Raw genomic sequence first — 16,571 nt, forward strand, 5'->3', positions numbered from 1 at the left:
TTAGTCTGCTTCAATGAGCTGCGCAACATCGTTGCTATTAATTTCCCGCGCATTCCCATCCTGATCGGTATAGCTGGTCATTCCGGTATCTTTATCCAGTTGCGGCTTACCCTGGGTGGTAATGGTTTGTCCACTTTTGGTCGTCATAACGTAATTGGTCGTGCAGCCTGCCAGCGTAAACAGCATTACGCCTGCACAAAGACAAATAAATGGCTTTTTCATGGTATTCCTGTGTTATTCAGTTAGCCGTTGAGGGCGTAGTGTAAGTCCCTGAAGTTAGTCAGGCTACTGGCGGGGTGTAACGAGGCGTATCGTGAGGTTTAGAGAAATGACAGGAGGGGTTTCCCCCTCCGGTTAATTACAGCGCGATACGAATAACATCGTCCGGCTGGGTAGCTTCCTGCTCGCGGGTCGATTTCTGTTTCACGCTGACGTACAGCGTTTTACCATCGGCGGAGAGCGCCAGGCTGTTCGGGAATGTTGGGGTCTCGAAGGTTTTGACAACTTTGTAGCTTTTCGCGTCGATCACGCTCACTTTACCGGCCTGACGATGGGTCACATAGGCCTCGTTGCGCGCCGGGTTGAACAGCACGGCCAGAGATTCCGGCGCGGCGACTTTCGCCAGTACATTGCCGTTGCGGGTGTCGATAACCAGCACTTCCGCGGCCTTAGAGTCGGTAACAAATGCGCGGTTACCGGCCGTGTCCAGACTCAGGTTGATAAAGAAGTGCTCTTTTCCATCATCCAACAGCTTTTTGCGGCTGAGAATTTTGTTATTGGTGGTATCGATAGTGATGAATTCACCGTCCGCATTGGCGGTGTAAAGGCGTTTAGCCTTGCTGTCGACAGCCAGAGCGGTGCTCATTTTGCCAGTATTTTGGATTGTGTCCTGAAGTTTGATCGTCTCACCGTCCACGACCCAAATTACGCTCTCTTTACCAATACCGCTAATGTATACCGTGTTGGTAGCATCATCGGCGACCAGCTCACGCGGCTGCAGCGGGCGCACATCTTCAGAACGCTTACGCGCATCCAGCACCAGGCGCCCTTTCACCGCGCCGGTTTTAGCATCCATCGCCGTCACCGCACTGTTTACCGTATTACCAAACCACAGCGTTTGCGTGGTGTTATTGATGGTGGCGCCAAACGGTTTGAGATCGTTATGGATAACCTGAGTCACTTCGAGCGTCACCGGGTCAAGACGGTAAACCACGCCGCCGGTATCCAGTTTGCGGCTCTGTGAGGTCGCCAGCCACAGCGCGTTCTCTTGCTGGCTGTACGCCATTTCATAGGCACCTTTGCCCACGGCTTTGCGCAGCAGTTCTTCCGCAGCCTGTGTCGTAAAAGATGATGCCACGAGCAGTGAACCTAACAGTAAAGAACCACGCAGGCGCGGCGAAAACAGATGACGTAAAGACATGACGACTCCCTTTGATAAATTCGTTTGTTACTGCTTCACATAGCTTCAATGAGCAAAATCATGGTTTTGCCTTTTTAAGAATGAGAATAGTAATCATTATTCATCGCAAAGTGGAGCACTTCTTCACATATTGACTACACTCGTTTTCATTGCCCGAAAAATTGCCGCAGTTCCGCAGCGCTAAAATTTATCTTTTTTATAAAAAAATTCACATGCTTACCGTCCGTTTTCCGGCGTCAGCATCATACATTGGCCTTATTCATGACGATTTTTTCAGCCCGCTATACTGTCTTTCCTGTTTCATTATTGCCTGTCTTCCTCTCGCCTTTTGCCGCGGCAGAAAGTGAACTAAACGAACAAACGCTGATCGTTAGCGCGACGCCACAATCCGTTTCAGAGCTGGATACGCCTGCGGCCGTCAGCGTCGTTGCCGGTGAAGATATGCGTCTGGCAACACCGCGCATTAACCTGTCCGAATCGCTGACCAGCGTCCCTGGGCTACAGGTGCAAAATCGGCAGAACTATGCGCAGGACCTCCAGTTGTCGATTCGCGGTTTTGGTTCACGCACCACGTATGGCATCCGCGGCATTCGTATGTATGTAGACGGGATCCCAGCCACCATGCCGGATGGGCAAGGCCAAACATCCAATATCGATATCAGCAGCGTACAAAATATTGAGGTCCTGCGCGGCCCCTTCTCTGCGCTGTATGGCAATGCTTCCGGCGGTGTGATTAATGTCAGTACTGAAACAGGGCGTGAACCACCCACCATTGAAGCCAGCAGCTATTACGGCAGTTTTGGCACCTGGCGCTACGGTGTAAAGGCCACCGGAGCAGTGGGCGACGGTACTCAGCCTGGCGATGTGGATTACACCGTTTCAACAACCCGATTTACCACTCACGGGTATCGCGATGACAGCAGCGCGCAAAAAAATCTGGCTAACGCCAAACTGGGCGTACGCGTTGATGATGCGAGTAAACTGACGCTGATATTCAACAGCGTGGAGATTAAGGCCGACGATCCCGGCGGCCTGACTAAGTCAGAATGGAATGCCAATCCGCAGCAATCGCCCCGCGCGGAGCAATTCAATACGCGAAAAACCATCAAGCAGACTCAGGCGGGATTACGTTATGAACGCCAGCTTAGCATGCAGGATGATATCAGCATAATGACCTATGCGGGGGAGCGCGAAACCACCCAGTATCAATCGATCCCAATAGATCCACAGTTAAATTCCTCTCATGCCGGCGGGGTCATCACCTTGCAACGTCATTATCAGGGGATAGATAACCGTTGGACTCACCGTGCTGAATGGGGGATCCCGGTAACCTTCACCACCGGTATAAACTATGAAAACATGAGTGAAAACCGTAAAGGTTATAACAACTATCGTCTTGATAATGCTGTGCCTGAGTATGGTCAGAAAGGCGACCTGCGACGCAATGAACGTAACCTGATGTGGAACGTCGATCCCTATCTGCAAACCCAGTGGCAATTGACGGAAAAGCTTTCGCTGGATGCCGGCGTTCGTTACAGTTCCGTGTGGTTTGATTCCAACGATCGCTACATAACTGTTGATAACGGCGATGACAGCGGCGACGTAAGTTATCACCAATGGTTACCTGCCGGATCGTTGAAGTATGCAATGACTGACGCCTGGAACGTCTATCTGGCTGCGGGGAGAGGATTTGAAACACCCACGATTAACGAACTCTCCTACCGCTCCGATGGACAAAGCGGCATGAATTTGGGCTTACAGCCGTCCACGAATGACACCATTGAAATCGGCAGCAAAACGCGCATCGGCGATGGGCTGTTTACCGCGGCGCTCTTTCAGACCGATACCGATGACGAGATCGTGGTTGATAGTAACAACGGCGGTCGTACGACTTATAAAAACGCAGGTAAAACCCGTCGTCAGGGTGGAGAATTAGCCTGGGACCAACGCTTTGCCGCAAACTGGCGCGTAAAAGCGGCATGGACCTGGCTGGATGCAACCTACCGCAGCAACGTCTGTGGCGATCAAAACTGCAACGGCAACCGACTGCCAGGCATAGCGCAAAACATGGGATTTGCGTCACTGGGCTACGTGCCTGATGAAGGTTGGTATGCGGGAGCGGATGTGCGTTATATGGGCGACATTATGGCCAATGATGAAAACACAGCCAAAGCCCCGTCATATACCGTAGTTGGCCTGAATACCGGCTATAAATTTTATTACAGCAACCTTATGATTGACCTGTTTGGCCGGGTGGATAATCTGTTCGATAAGACCTACGCTGGGTCGGTGATTGTTAATGAAACAAGGGACAGGTACTACGAACCGGCGCCAGGACGAAACTATGGCGTGGGGATTAATGTGGCCTGGCGTTTTGAATGATGCTGGCGGGAATGGCTCCCGCCAGCACTATTTACGCATCGTCTGCAACGCGAATAACCACCTTGCCGAAGTTTTTACCGGTCAGTAAACCGATAAACGTCTGCGGCGCATTCTCCAGACCGTCTGTGACCTGCTCACGGTAGTGGATCTTACCCTCTTTAATCCAGCGCCCCATCTCCCGCTGAAACTCATGAATGCGGTGACCATAATCCTGACCAATAATAAAACCCTGCATCCGGATACGCTTTTTCAATAGCGTTGCCATCAGCAACGGTAATCGGTCAGGGCCGGTCGGAAGCGATGTTGCGTTGTAACCGCTGACCAGTCCGCAAAGTGGAATGCGCGCCGAGGTATTGAGTAGCGGCAGAACGGCGTCAAACACCTTACCGCCAACGTTCTCGTAGTAAATATCAATCCCCTGCGGACACGCTTTTGCCAGTTGTTGTGCAAAATCTTGCTCATGGTGATCGAGACAAACATCAAAGCCCAGCACCTCGGTGGCATGCCGGCATTTCTCTGCCCCACCCGCGACGCCGATCACCCGGCACCCTTTGAGCTTACCAATCTGTCCAACCGTTGCGCCCACCGGGCCAGTTGCAGCGGCGACAACCAGCGTTTCCCCTGCTTTCGGCTGGCCGATGTCCAGCAAGCCCATATAGGCGGTAAATCCCGGCATCCCCAAAACACCCAGCGCCCAGGAGGGATGTTCAGGATTATCGCCAAGCTTCACCAGTCCGTTACCGTCTGAAATGTCATAGTCCTGCCAGCCACTGTAGCTCAGCACCCATTCGCCTGGCTGGTAATCAGGATGGTTGGAGGACACCACGCGGCTCACGGTGCCACCAACCATCACGCCGCCAATTTCAACGGGAGGCGAGTAAGACGGTTCATCGCTCATGCGTCCACGCATGTAAGGATCGAGGGAAAGAAAAACGGTGCGCAGCAAAACCTGACCTTCTCCCGGCGTGGCGACTTCATCTTCTTCAAGACGGAAGTTATCCGGGATTGGCGCGCCATGCGGGCGGGAAGCCAGTACCCAACGGCGGTTACGATTAGTCTGTTGACCCATGATGTGCTCCTCTGCTTTTGGCATGAATCCATCAATAGTAGCAGCCTGCGCCAGCATTTAGCTCACGACATGGTTTAATCGCACAACCAGATAAACGCAGGTTTGCGCGGTTTCATTGATAAACCGACAGTCATTCGGCGGGCCCAACTCCAGACAATCGCCCGCTTTCATTTCATGACGCACATCGCCTTCCACAAAGAGTAATTCCCCCTGCTGTAGCCAGATAAGCTGTCTGGCCTGCACGTAGGAGGATGCTGGCATTGGGATATCGCTTCCGGCGGGCAATTCGATCTGTACCAGGTCGATGGGTAGATCGCTACGCGGTGAAACATGGCGTCGCAGATAGTGGCTTTGCGGGTCGTGCCAGACGGGCTGGTCAGCGAGGCGCAGCAGCTTGCCCTCCTGCATTTCGGCCCGCGCAATCAGCATGGACATGCTGATACCAAACGCGCCGGAGAGCCTGCCCAGCAGCGTGGCCGTAGGGCTGCTCTCACCGCGCTCTATTTTATGGATCATTGCCCGCGACACGCCTGCGCGCTCGGCGAGTTCCGTCAGAGACCAGCCGCGAGATTCTCGTTCAAGACGAATTCTTGCACCGATCCGTTGATTTATGCTGTCTTCAATAGTATTCATATTGTAATACTATAGTGAACAACCCCTGAGGTTCAACATGTCAATTCGATTTGCCAGCAAAGCAGACTGCGCCGCTATTGCTGAAATTTATAACCACGCGGTACTGCATACGGCGGCTATCTGGAACGATCAAACTGTCGATGCCGAGAACCGTATCTCCTGGTACGAAGCCCGCCAGTTGATGGGGTATCCCGTGCTGGTAAGTGAAGAAAACGGCGTGGTCACCGGATATGCTTCGTTCGGCGACTGGCGCAACTTTGACGGATTTCGTCATACCGTTGAACATTCGGTGTATGTCCATCCCGAACATCAGGGAAAGGGCCTGGGACGAGCACTGCTCAGACGACTGATAGAAGAAGCGCGCGCGTGCGGCAAACATGTGATGGTGGCGGGGATTGAATCTCAGAATCAGGCGTCGCTGCATCTGCACAGTACGCTGGGATTTAACATCACCGCACAAATGCCGCAGGTTGGCACCAAATTTGGCCGCTGGTTGGATCTGACCTTTATGCAGTTACAGTTAGACGATCGTCGCGATCCGGATGCCGGCAGATGAATCAGACGCTGACCCTCTCCTTTCTGATTGCCGCAGGTATTGGTCTGGTGGTGCAAAATACCTTAATGGTGCGTATTACGCAGACCTCCTCGACGATCCTGATTGCCATGCTGCTGAACTCATTGGTTGGGATTGTGCTGTTTGTCAGCATTCTGTGGTTTAAGCAAGGCGCTGCGGGGTTTGGCGAACTGGTCTCCAGCGTGCGCTGGTGGACGCTGATCCCCGGTTTGCTGGGGTCTTTTTTTGTTTTTGCCAGTATCAGCGGCTATCAAAATGTGGGGGCCGCCACCACGATTGCGGTACTGGTAGCCAGCCAGTTAATTGGCGGACTGGTGCTGGATATTCTGCGCAGTCATGGCGTACCGCTCCGGGCGCTGGTGGGGCCAGTTTGCGGCGCGGTGCTGCTGGTCGTCGGGGCCTGGCTGGTGGCGAGACGCTCATTTTAACTGTCTGATGGCGTTTCGCTTATCCGGCCTGAACAAACAGGCCGGATAACAATAACGAATTAAAGGATTGTGCCGCCTTTGGTCAACTGTTCGCGACGGGCTTCCATATCCTCTTTATGCTGACGGCCATGATGTGCGATAGCCGTACGCAAACGCTGCTGCTGGGTGTAGCGATCTTCCCGGCTCAGCGCGACATCATCGCTGAGTTCAATCAGCAATTCATTCATATGCGTAATGACGCTCTCTTCAATGGCGGCATCAACTCGTGCGCTGACCTCATCCAGATGCGACATAACCTCTCCTTAACTCATTAATTTAATTTTGCTTTTGAAAAATCACTGCCCATCAGGCTGACGCTGTATCCGCTAACGTTGCTACGCGTGGCATAGAACGTTTTACCATTTGCCAGGGCTATCCACGGAGCCTGCTGGTAGAAAATCTCTTGCGACTGCTGGTAAAGCGCGGCGCGTTCTTCTGGTTTGCTCACCAGTTTCGCCTTTTGAACCAGAGAATTATACTCTTTATCGCACCAGCGCGCGGCGTTAGATCCGGTTTTTATACTGTCGCAGCCCAGCAGTACATCGGCGAAGTTATCCGGATCGCCGTTGTCTGACATCCAGCCGAACAGCGCGGTGTCATGCTCGCCTTTGCGCATTCCAGAGAGATATTCGCCCCACTCGTATGACACTATTTTTGCCTTCACGCCGACTTTTGCCCAATCGCTCTGGATCATCTCGGCAATACGTCGGGAGTTGGGGTTGTATGGACGCTGAACCGGCATTGACCACAGCGTCGCTTCGAATCCGTTTTCCAGCCCAGCCTGTTTGAGCAGATCTTTCGCTTTTTGCGGGTCGTAAGCATAATCTTTTAGATCTTTATTGAACCCCATCATATTCGGTGGAATCGGCGATTTTGCCACCGTACCGGAACCTAAAAAGACGGCGTTAATAATGGCTTTTTTATCTGTCGCGTAGTTCAACGCCTGACGCACCAACACGTTATCAAACGGTTTTTTCTCGGTATTAAACGCCAGATACCCAACGTTCAGCGCTTCAACCGAATGCAGCGTCAAATCTTTATTCTTGTTGATCTCGTCAAACTGGATTGGCGCAGGCGCCGGGATAATCTGGCATTCGTTAGTTTGCAGTTTTGCCAGTCTGGTCTGTACATTTGGGGTGATCGCGAATATCAGGTGCTTCGTCGGGACGGCGCCATCCCAGTAGTTCGGATTGGCGAGATAACGGATCTGGGAATCCTGTTTGTACTGCTGCAACACGTATGGCCCGGTGCCAATCGGCCAGTTATCAACGTTTTCCGGGGTGCCTTTTTTCAGCATCGCATCAGCATATTCCGCAGAGAGAATGGATGCGAAATCCATCCCCCAGTCGGCAAGAAACGCGGCGTTAGGTTCATTCAGCACAAACTGAATGTGATAATCATCGACCTTCTTCACTTCTTTAATCAGTTTATCCAGACCGACATCGTTAAAGTATTCATAACTTCCCTGAGAAACCTTGTGATATGGATGATCGGCATCTTTCTGGCGTAATACCGAGAAAACCACGTCATCGGCGTTGAAGTCGCGGGTGGGTTTAAAGAATTTATTACTGTTGAATTTCACCCCCTGACGCAGGGTAAACGTGTAAGTCTTGCCATCGGGAGAAATTGTCCAGTCCGTTGCCAAAGACGGTATTGGGGTATTTTTTACCGGATCAAAGTTAATGAGTCGGTTGTAGAGCACCTGTGAACTGGCCACAAACGATGGGCCGGAACTGGCGATTTGCGGATTAAATGACTCTGGCGACGCTTCTGAGCAGTAGATGATGGTGTCAGTGCTGGCCGCGAACGCAGCGCCTGAGGGTAAGATGGCGCTGAGCGCCAGCGCGAGTAACGTTTTCCTTGCAATCATGGTTATAAGCCTTCTTATTTTATTATTAACCGGAATATCAGAGCATAGCTGACAAAAACTGACCAATAACAAATCACTATCAGGTTATTCTAATCCGGTGGATTTCGCTGAATAATTCATCACCACAAGCGAATTAATTTCCCTTAAGTCTTTTTCAAAACGTCAAGATTTTTCCCGGCACTCTATGCCATGAAAATTCGCCCCTTTTTGCCTCTCTTCCGCCGTTTGCTCGTTTTTATAAACCGTAAAGTAGATGTGTGAAGAAGTCTAAGGGGTAACAACGTGGCAAAAACTCTCTTGCGCAGCGGCAATTTGGATGACTATCAGGCCGTGGGTGGCGGTGGTCAGGCCGTGTTTGATTCAGCACTGCAAATTCGTGAAACGCTTCGCTTGCGTAAACAGCAGGCGATGGTGGATTGTTTGGCGATCCCACAAATTAACGACAACGGCGATCGGGTTGACTGGTATTCCCCGGTTGAAGGAAAAGCCGTTGCGTGGAAAGCCGCTGAGGAAGAGGCGCGTTTTCGTGCGCTGCGCTATCTGGGGAGCACGCTGGAAAATGCAGCGGCCCTGAGCCGTAAAAGCCTGCAATCGGGGAAAACCTCCCTGCAACTGTTTGGTTCATTGCTCGAAAAAGCTATCCAGTTTCCTGGCGAGAATCACGTGTTTCTGGTTGATGGCAAACCTGTCATTACGTTCTGGGGCTTCGTCAATCTGAATGAAAATCCCCGCGATGATGTGCTCGATTGCCTGCGCCTTGCCGATATTCCACCCGTCGTCACCGTGACAGAGCCTGAACCGGAAGAAGAGATTGCGCAAGAAATCACCTTCACTGAGGCCGATGCCCCTTTACTGACGCCGGTCGTTGAACCGCCTAAACCGGTTGAACCTGAACCACAACCGCTGGTCATGATCAACGAACCGGAAGTCACTCCGCCACAGGTACAGACGAAGCCCGCACGTCGTCTGCCGCTGTGGAGCCTGCCCGTTGCCGCCGTAATTATCGCTGCCATCGTGGGACCGCTGCTGTGGAAACAACAAGCCGCCATCCCCGCCCCATCAGTTGCCCCCATTGCCGTCGCTAAAGCAGATATGACGCCGTTGCCGGAACTGACCTCCGCACTGCCGTTGCATCGGGCTGAAGTCATTCCGGTCGCGAAAAAAGAGAAACCTGACGCCGGACCGGTGGTGATTGCCGCTATTCCCAAAGATGCGCTGGTCATGGATGCCAGCCAAATGAAGGCAGGAACAACGCGTTTCCTCAACGGTAACTGGCGCGTCATGGTTGACGTAAAAGATCCGGTCAGCGGCAAAGCGCCGTCGCTGCGCTATCAGATCCAGACCAATAAAGGCACTGCACGCGTAGTGCATGGCGACAATATTGTTTGTCGTGCCGAGATTTTCTCTGGTTTGCATCAGTCTGGCGAATTAATGATTAAGAGTCGTGGCAATGCCCGTTGCACCGACGGGTCACGTTATCCGATGCCAGAAATTACCTGCAAAGCGGGAACCAATGACGTCGCCGCCTGTACCGCACGATATGACGATCACGCGGAAATCCCTCTGACGATCAAAAAGATAGGTGCCTGATTTTATGTTGGTGAATCTGTGTGATTACAAACAGAGCGTGACGCTCATCGCCAATAGCGGTGTGCAATTTTTGGATTTTGGCCTGACGCCGCAGGAATCTGCGCATCATGGACGCTTTGTGCGCAAAACGGCCAACGGTCCCCTGCTACGGCTGGACTTCGATCTGGCTACGGGACGCTATACCTTACCGGGCAGCACCGGCGGTCAGCCTGAAGTCGTGAAGCCGGAAAGCACCCAGACGCTGCATTATTCTCTGGACGTACTCGACGGCGTCTGGCTACCGCTGCCGTTCCTGCGCTTTAATCCGCCGCGTACGTTTATTGAAGGCCCGGATAACTGGGCGCGTGTACAGGTACGAAAACTGGCGCAACCTGACAGCGCAGGCAACACCCACCGCGTTACCCTGGCGGTGGACAGCCAGCTCACTGAGAATGCCCCTGCCGCGTTAACCCCCAACGAAAATGACCTGCTTAACGGTACGCGGTTTGCGCTGGCCTGGCATGATAACGAAATTGCCGATTTCCTCGACCAGACCTGGATTGACGGTTGGCTGCGCGAATCCTTTATGCATCATGTCACGCAGCATGAGAACCGCTCAGAACAAGAGATCCAGCAGGCGCTGCGTAACTTTGAATATCAAGCGCACTGGTTAAATTTGTTGACCCTGTTAGGCGAACAGCTTTCTATTCCGGAAGTTAAGCTGGTCACACATACGCTCAGCACACCGGCGATTCCCGTTGATCTGATCCTGGATATTGGTAATACCCATACCTGCGGCGTCCTGATTGAGGATCACGGCGATGCCAATGATGGACTGCGCCAGACCGCTGAATTACAGGTGCGATCATTAAGCGAGCCGCAGTTTCTTAACGATCCACTGTTCACCAGCCGACTGGAGTTTTCCGAAGCGCGGTTTGGTAAGCAGCACTTTTCCGTTGAAAGCGGTCGCGATGACGCCTTTATCTGGCCGTCGATTGTTCGCGTGGGCGATGAAGCCCGAAAGCTGGCGATGCAACGTCTGGGTACGGAAGGCAGCAGTGGGATCTCCAGCCCGCGCCGTTATCTGTGGGATGAAACGCCGGTGCTGCATGACTGGCGCTTTAGCCAGATGAATGGCAAAACTCAGCGCGAACCGCTGGCTACCGCCTTCCCGCTGATGAATCTGATGAATGATGACGGACAACCGCTGTTCAGCCTGCCGCAGGATGACCGTCTGCCGGTGTTCTCACCGCAATACAGCCGTAGCACGTTGATGACGCATATGCTGTGTGAGATTCTGGCTCAGGCGCTGGGTCAAATTAACAGCGTGGCAACGCGTTTGCGCCTCGGTTTCCCGGCCTCTCCTCGCCAGTTGCGCACACTGATCCTGACCCTGCCATCAGCGATGCCAAAACAGGAGCGCGAGATTTTCCGCCTGCGTATGTTTGAAGCCATTGCGCTGGTCTGGAAAGCGATGGGCTGGCACCCGCAGGATGAAGACTTCTCCACCCGCAAGCAGCAGGAAAAAAGCGTGGTTCCCGTCCCTGAGATTCAGATGGAGTGGGATGAGGCCAGCTGCGGTCAGTTGGTGTGGCTGTATAACGAGGCGATCTCCCACTACGATGGCCATACCGAATCGTTTTTTAATGCCCTTGCCCGCCCGGATCGTCTGCCGGAACCTGGTGAGACAAAAGGCCGTGCGCTGCGTGTGGCATCCATTGATATTGGCGGTGGCACAACGGATATGGCTGTCGTCCATTATCAGCTTGATGACGGCGTTGGCGCGAACGTCAAGATCACCCCGCATTTGCTGTTTCGCGAAGGCTTTAAGGTCGCGGGCGATGACATGCTGCTGGACGTGATTCAGCGTTGCGTGCTACCTGCCCTGCAAACCCGCTTGCAGCAGGCTGGCGTGACCGACGCCGCCGCATTACTGGCTACGCTGTTTGGCGATTCCGGGCGCATCGATACCCAGGCAATTCTGCGTCAGCAAACGGCATTACAACTCTTTATGCCACTCGGACATGCGGTGCTCTCCGCCTGGGAACAAAGCGATATTAACGATCCGGTAGCCGGGCTGCATGCCACCTTTGGCGAGCTGCTTAGCCAGCAACCCACGCGTAACGTGATGAACTATATCCAACAGGCTATCGATCATGCGTTGCCCTCTGGTTCGCCAGCGTTTGATGTTTTGAGCGTGCCGTTACAGGTGCAGTTCAGGCAGTTACAAGAAGCGTTACTGGCCGGGCAATTTACCCTGACCTCGCCGCTGCATGCAGTCTGCGAGGCTATTTCACATTATCGTTGCGATATTTTATTAGTGACCGGCAGACCGGCCTGTTTACCGGGCGTACAGGCGTTGATCCGCCACCTGCAACCCGTTCCAGTTAATCGTATGATCTGGATGGATAACTATCGGGTCCACGAGTGGTATCCGTTCAGTCAGCAAGGGCGGATTGGCAACCCCAAATCCACCGCAGCAGTCGGTGCCATGCTATGCAGCCTGGCGTTGGATCTGCGCTTACCGCGCTTCAATTTTAAAGCGGCCGATATCGGCGCGTATTCGACCGTACGTTATCTTGGCGTGCTGGATAATACGGTCAACACGCTGCGCGATGAGAACATCTGGTATCACGATATCGATCTGGATAAACCCGGCGCGAAGCTGGATACCCGTTTGCACTTTCCGCTGCGCGGCAATGTGACGTTAGGCTTCCGCCAACTGGCAAACAGCCGCTGGCCTGCCACGCCGCTGTATACGCTGAGCATAAATTCTGCCGAACTGGCAAAAAGCATCGCCGGAGATGGCGTGTTAAATGTACGACTGCAGTTACGCGGCGGCAGCAAAGAGAGCGGCCCGGAATGCTTCGTACTCAGCGATGCCTGGTTACAGGATGGCACCCCCGTTGCCGCCAATGCCTTAACATTAAAATTGAATACGCTGGCGGATCGTCGCCATAGCGGTAGCCATTACTGGATTGATAGCGGGAGCGTGTACCTGAAATGAGTAAGATGTTAAACACCGCGCAGGCCGCCATCGAGTGGGTAACAGATACCCGCCAGCGCTCGGCACGTCTTGATGATGAAGCGGATGCCCTGCTGACACAACTTACGTTAGCCGCGGTTAATGAATCTGCGCTGACGGCGACCTTTTCAGCACGAGGGTGTGTTGGGTTATACGGGCACTCACAATCAGCAAAAGCGCATCTGCTTGCGGCGTTGTGCAGCAATACCAATGGCAAAGTGAGTATTGTTACGCCGGATCGCAGTTTTGATTATTTTTCGCATATTAATCCGGGACATGCACCGACCAATATGGCTATTCGTTTTACGCGTGAAGATAATCCGCTCAATAACGAATGGCCGCTGCGCTTACGATTACTCAGTGAAGCTGAACTGGTACAGCTGTTTATTACACAGTTCTGTGCGCTCCCGGACAACCGCCAGGTGGAGAAATCGATCATTGAGGCGCGCCTGGAAAAATGGCAGACGCTGCGTCAGCGTCATCCGGTACAGGGTATTACTGCTCAGGATGTCGCGGCAATCGGTCGTTTCTGGCGATCCTGCGTACCGGCTAACCAGCAGCAAATTGACGATGCGCTATGGCATCAGTTTGCCACGCTGCTGCCCGCTCTGGATCTGACGACCCGGGCCAACGCCTGGGCATTATTGTGGGGAGAACAACCCGAGCTAACGCAACAGTGGCTGGCGCTGGCGCATACGTTGCAACAAACCGGGAATGCGCAAGAGCTGGCGGCTCCGTTGAGCCTGCTGGTTGACCATTTTGGTTTACCTGCCGAAAGTTTTCTCACCCAGGCAGCATTAACCGGAAATGAGGCGCAAAGCGATGTGGTCGTTCATCCGATTGAAAATCATCAGTTGCTCAATGCGGTCAGTCTCTCGCAAACCTCGCTGGCACTGCTGACGCGCGAGCTGGTCCTGACGGTGGAAGATGCAGTGTTGGAGAATGTCGACCTGCTCGATATTCCCCTCGCCCCGGACGCACATTCCCATCCGTTGTGGCAGGCAAAATTAGGCTGGATGCTGGAGCATTATCGCCAGCATCTGCAACCGGATGTGCTCTTAATCTGCAACGCGGTATCTACCCGCGCCCAGACGCCAGCCATTACCCGCAAGCTACTGGGCTGGGTCAACGATACCCAGCCTGTACATGACGCCGCATTACCAGGCGTAGTCTGGGCCATCACCCCACAGGATGCGCGTTTTAGCACCCAGCAAAATCTGGATGAGTCCGTGCAGCAATTAATGGGGAAACCGGGACTGCACTGGGGTACGCTGCAGGCGCTGGATAACCACAGCTTACAACGCCTTGTCGAATGGTTGACTCAGGCTACCTCGCCACAGCAGCGTCAGGCCAGACTGACCTCTCTGCGCGAACAGCATCAACAGCGCATCCGCGAAACGCTGAAGAGTTGGATTAACACCCGTGATGATGCGTCAGGTAGCAGCGAGTCGGTGATCCGCCAGTTGCAATCCCAGGCGGCAAAACATGGGGAACTCCTGGAAGGTTTACTGCCGCCGATGCGCCTCTTTGAGTCGCTGCTGCGTGTTCATCAGCCGCGCGAGGAGCAAGTGAACGGGTTATTTAATGAAGAGATCGACCTGTTTGCTGAAGTGCGTGACATGCCGCACTCGCCGGAAAACAAAGAAACTGGATACCAGGCACACAAAATGTGGGTTAATCACGTGCGCCAGTGGTGTCGCGATGAAAATAATGCGCGCCGTTTAGGCCTCGATCCTCGAACGCTAAGGCAGGTGGCTGACATCCTCGTTACCGCCAGCTATCGCCTGGAGATGCCGCAACGCTTACAACATATTATGCAGCGCGAAAACGTCTGTGCAGCGCAGCTCCATGCCGATATTGGCGATTTTATTACCTGGCTTGGATTTGCCAACGTTGCTGAGGAACAGCGCCCTGCCAGCAGGATCCAAAAAGGCGCGGCTATTTTTAGCGCGCCTAAGCAACAGCCGATGTCGCGACTCGCCAAACTGGATGAACAACCTTCGCACGGCGCAAGCCGCTACGTTTACGACTGGCTGGTTGCTTTGTACACTCGCGCGAATGAGAACGTGGGGTATCAACACCCACAGGATGTCACTGAAGCCGACAAAAAACGTTTAGATTCACTGCTTTCCGTCTGAAACGGCCTCATCAGAAAAGTGAAAACATCAGCGCGACGGGAAAACTCATTGGCCAGGTCGCCCCGACTAATACCGCGCTGAGAAAGCGAATCCGTTTTTTATCGCGGGACAGAAACCAGGTGATGATTGCCGTGATAGCGGCCATCACCGCATAAAAGACCAACATTTTTTGGAACAAAGACATGTAAGGCATCCTGGCCGGAAGGTAAAATCGCGCGCAATATGCTCTTTTTCATGACTCACATCAAGTTTTATTAATTATTTTAAGAGAAACAGCGGTAAAACAACCCGTTTTCATTATGTTCAGAATTCGTACTATTGCGGATAGTTATAACCCGTACTATACCCATAGGGGTTAAAACGAAAGGTGGCACAAATGAATGTTTCCAGTAAAACTGTGGTGCTGATAAATATATTTGCTGCTGTAGGACTTTTCAGTCTGATTTCCGCAAGGTTCGGCTGGTTTGCTTGATGTGACACTTCTTGAACAATGGCAGCGTCCACTGGCAGAGAGGGTTTTCTCTCTGCCATTAGCCAACGATCATCCCACCCTGCCTTCATCCGGTAAATTATCCTTAGGATGTAATATCCCTAATCCTTCTGCGGCATTATTTGCCTGTAAAGCGGGCTGGCGTGGTGCCGGTATGCTGACGGAAAAATGCGATAAAAGCGCTGTCGCTGACAAATTCCAGATGTTGCGCCACGTGACTAATATGACTCCCGTCCGCCAGCATTTCCATGGCTTTTAACAGTCTAAATTGCTGCCGCCAGTTCTGATAATTCATCCCGGTATCTCTGATAAAGATCCGGCTGATGGTCCTCTCGCATGCCCCAACCTGTTGGGACAATTGATTCAGTCGTGGTGGCAACGCGCCCATACGCAATTGCTCAAGCCATCTATCCAGTCGTGGATCGGCGGGAAATTGTAATGTCCAGTTTTCACTGCGCGCGGCCCGCAATTCCTCACAAAAAACGGTGATGAGGCTGGCCTGCTGCGCCGCTGGCATATCCCATGACCAAAAGGCCATACGTTCTATGACTTCGAAAAAAAGAGGATTAACCTCGACGATCTGCAGCGGTAACGCAGATAACGGCAGCGAGGTTGAAAAGTACAAAGAACGATAAGCCATTACCCCACGCATGATGGCGCGGTGAACCGTACCGGCCGGGATCCAGACCGCACGCCGTGGCGGCAGCAGGCACAGCCCCTGCTCCAGCTCAATCGTGATGCTACCCGCCGCCGAAAAAAGGAGCTGATGACGAAGATGGCTGTGGCGCCCTGAATCATGTACCCCCATATCGGCGGCAATCCCAATTACCGGTGTATCAAAACTGTCTGCATCGAAAGCATCATCGGGGGCAATTTTCATTATCTGTCCGATATTTAATATTTAAAGTCCTGATAATGGTAATGAGACACCCCC

Annotated in this window: 15 protein-coding genes; 7 read left to right on the plus strand and 8 right to left on the minus strand. The window is 52.9% G+C overall.

Going from position 1 to position 16,571, the window contains the following annotated elements; translation table 11 throughout:
* Entirely contained in the window at positions 1-222 is a 222-nt protein-coding gene (locus ACVXHP_RS04725) for a YgdI/YgdR family lipoprotein (RefSeq protein WP_137398139.1), read from the minus strand.
* A 136-nt stretch (positions 223-358) separates the two neighbouring features.
* A complete protein-coding gene (gene yncE / locus ACVXHP_RS04730; RefSeq protein WP_038640696.1) occupies positions 359-1,420 on the minus strand; it encodes a 7-bladed beta-propeller protein YncE in 1,062 nt (353 codons plus the stop codon).
* A 261-nt stretch (positions 1,421-1,681) separates the two neighbouring features.
* On the opposite strand from yncE, the gene pqqU reads away from it, so the two are divergent.
* Positions 1,682-3,802: a TonB-dependent receptor PqqU gene (gene pqqU, locus ACVXHP_RS04735; protein ID WP_447570964.1), complete on the plus strand. Its 2,121-nt coding sequence runs from the start codon at positions 1,682-1,684 to the stop codon at positions 3,800-3,802.
* Between the two features lie 31 nt (positions 3,803-3,833).
* Here the strand turns inward: pqqU and ACVXHP_RS04740 are convergent, their stop codons facing one another.
* Positions 3,834-4,871: an NADP-dependent oxidoreductase gene (locus ACVXHP_RS04740; RefSeq protein WP_447570965.1), complete on the minus strand. Its 1,038-nt coding sequence runs from the start codon at positions 4,869-4,871 to the stop codon at positions 3,834-3,836.
* 57 nt (positions 4,872-4,928) lie between these two features.
* Positions 4,929-5,504, minus strand: coding sequence for a helix-turn-helix domain-containing protein (locus ACVXHP_RS04745; RefSeq protein ID WP_447570966.1), 576 nt, complete (start codon positions 5,502-5,504; stop codon positions 4,929-4,931).
* A gap of 37 nt (positions 5,505-5,541) precedes the next feature.
* Between ACVXHP_RS04745 and ACVXHP_RS04750 the strand changes: the two genes are divergently transcribed.
* On the plus strand, positions 5,542-6,060 hold the full coding sequence (locus ACVXHP_RS04750; RefSeq protein ID WP_304698629.1) for a GNAT family N-acetyltransferase: 519 nt from the start codon (positions 5,542-5,544) through the stop codon (positions 6,058-6,060).
* Entirely contained in the window at positions 6,057-6,506 is a 450-nt protein-coding gene (locus tag ACVXHP_RS04755; RefSeq protein ID WP_042308290.1) for a DMT family transporter, read from the plus strand. Before ACVXHP_RS04750 ends, ACVXHP_RS04755 begins: the two co-directional genes overlap by 4 nt.
* Before the next feature lie 59 nt (positions 6,507-6,565).
* Here ACVXHP_RS04755 and ACVXHP_RS04760 read toward each other — a convergent pair whose 3' ends face one another.
* Entirely contained in the window at positions 6,566-6,799 is a 234-nt protein-coding gene (locus tag ACVXHP_RS04760) for a YdcY family protein (RefSeq protein WP_003020183.1), read from the minus strand.
* A gap of 17 nt (positions 6,800-6,816) precedes the next feature.
* Positions 6,817-8,415: an ABC transporter substrate-binding protein gene (locus tag ACVXHP_RS04765; protein WP_200006392.1), complete on the minus strand. Its 1,599-nt coding sequence runs from the start codon at positions 8,413-8,415 to the stop codon at positions 6,817-6,819.
* Positions 8,416-8,697: 282 nt separating this feature from the next.
* On the opposite strand from ACVXHP_RS04765, the gene ACVXHP_RS04770 reads away from it, so the two are divergent.
* Genes ACVXHP_RS04770 through ACVXHP_RS04780 form a run of 3 tightly spaced genes read left to right on the plus strand, consistent with a single transcriptional unit; the run spans position 8,698 to position 15,147 of the window.
* Positions 8,698-10,005 carry an SrfA family protein gene (locus tag ACVXHP_RS04770; RefSeq protein WP_447570967.1) on the plus strand — a complete coding sequence of 436 codons (1,308 nt, stop codon included), beginning with the start codon at positions 8,698-8,700 and terminating at the stop codon, positions 10,003-10,005.
* 4 nt (positions 10,006-10,009) lie between these two features.
* Positions 10,010-12,991, plus strand: a complete 2,982-nt coding sequence (locus tag ACVXHP_RS04775; RefSeq protein ID WP_447570968.1) for a virulence factor SrfB — start codon at positions 10,010-10,012, stop codon at positions 12,989-12,991.
* Positions 12,988-15,147, plus strand: coding sequence for a virulence factor SrfC family protein (locus ACVXHP_RS04780; RefSeq protein WP_447570969.1), 2,160 nt, complete (start codon positions 12,988-12,990; stop codon positions 15,145-15,147). The genes ACVXHP_RS04775 and ACVXHP_RS04780 overlap by 4 nt, the downstream gene beginning before the upstream one ends.
* Before the next feature lie 10 nt (positions 15,148-15,157).
* Here ACVXHP_RS04780 and ACVXHP_RS04785 read toward each other — a convergent pair whose 3' ends face one another.
* Positions 15,158-15,331 carry a GhoT/OrtT family toxin gene (locus ACVXHP_RS04785; protein ID WP_200006388.1) on the minus strand — a complete coding sequence of 58 codons (174 nt, stop codon included), beginning with the start codon at positions 15,329-15,331 and terminating at the stop codon, positions 15,158-15,160.
* A gap of 192 nt (positions 15,332-15,523) precedes the next feature.
* Here ACVXHP_RS04785 and yncL point away from each other — a divergent pair, with 192 nt between their 5' ends.
* The gene (gene yncL, locus ACVXHP_RS04790) at positions 15,524-15,619 is read left to right on the plus strand and encodes a stress response membrane protein YncL (RefSeq protein WP_071524268.1); all 96 of its coding nucleotides are present in this window, start codon (positions 15,524-15,526) and stop codon (positions 15,617-15,619) included.
* Positions 15,620-15,755: 136 nt separating this feature from the next.
* Here the strand turns inward: yncL and ACVXHP_RS04795 are convergent, their stop codons facing one another.
* A complete protein-coding gene (locus tag ACVXHP_RS04795) occupies positions 15,756-16,517 on the minus strand; it encodes an AraC family transcriptional regulator (RefSeq protein ID WP_447570970.1) in 762 nt (253 codons plus the stop codon).
* Positions 16,518-16,571 lie beyond the last annotated feature (54 nt).

This window comes from Citrobacter freundii complex sp. 2025EL-00176, from assembly GCF_053309355.1.

Bases quoted from the DNA above. Each gene is read 5' to 3' on its own strand.
- ACVXHP_RS04725 (WP_137398139.1), bottom strand. From the start codon at position 222: ATGAAAAAGCCATTTATTTGTCTTTGTGCAGGCGTAATGCTGTTTACG.
- yncE (WP_038640696.1), bottom strand. From the start codon at position 1,420: ATGTCTTTACGTCATCTGTTTTCGCCGCGCCTGCGTGGTTCTTTACTG.
- pqqU (WP_447570964.1), top strand. From the start codon at position 1,682: ATGACGATTTTTTCAGCCCGCTATACTGTCTTTCCTGTTTCATTATTG.
- ACVXHP_RS04740 (WP_447570965.1), bottom strand. From the start codon at position 4,871: ATGGGTCAACAGACTAATCGTAACCGCCGTTGGGTACTGGCTTCCCGC.
- ACVXHP_RS04745 (WP_447570966.1), bottom strand. From the start codon at position 5,504: ATGAATACTATTGAAGACAGCATAAATCAACGGATCGGTGCAAGAATT.
- ACVXHP_RS04750 (WP_304698629.1), top strand. From the start codon at position 5,542: ATGTCAATTCGATTTGCCAGCAAAGCAGACTGCGCCGCTATTGCTGAA.
- ACVXHP_RS04755 (WP_042308290.1), top strand. From the start codon at position 6,057: ATGAATCAGACGCTGACCCTCTCCTTTCTGATTGCCGCAGGTATTGGT.
- ACVXHP_RS04760 (WP_003020183.1), bottom strand. From the start codon at position 6,799: ATGTCGCATCTGGATGAGGTCAGCGCACGAGTTGATGCCGCCATTGAA.
- ACVXHP_RS04765 (WP_200006392.1), bottom strand. From the start codon at position 8,415: ATGATTGCAAGGAAAACGTTACTCGCGCTGGCGCTCAGCGCCATCTTA.
- ACVXHP_RS04775 (WP_447570968.1), top strand. From the start codon at position 10,010: ATGTTGGTGAATCTGTGTGATTACAAACAGAGCGTGACGCTCATCGCC.
- ACVXHP_RS04780 (WP_447570969.1), top strand. From the start codon at position 12,988: ATGAGTAAGATGTTAAACACCGCGCAGGCCGCCATCGAGTGGGTAACA.
- ACVXHP_RS04785 (WP_200006388.1), bottom strand. From the start codon at position 15,331: ATGTCTTTGTTCCAAAAAATGTTGGTCTTTTATGCGGTGATGGCCGCT.
- yncL (WP_071524268.1), top strand. From the start codon at position 15,524: ATGAATGTTTCCAGTAAAACTGTGGTGCTGATAAATATATTTGCTGCT.
- ACVXHP_RS04795 (WP_447570970.1), bottom strand. From the start codon at position 16,517: ATGAAAATTGCCCCCGATGATGCTTTCGATGCAGACAGTTTTGATACA.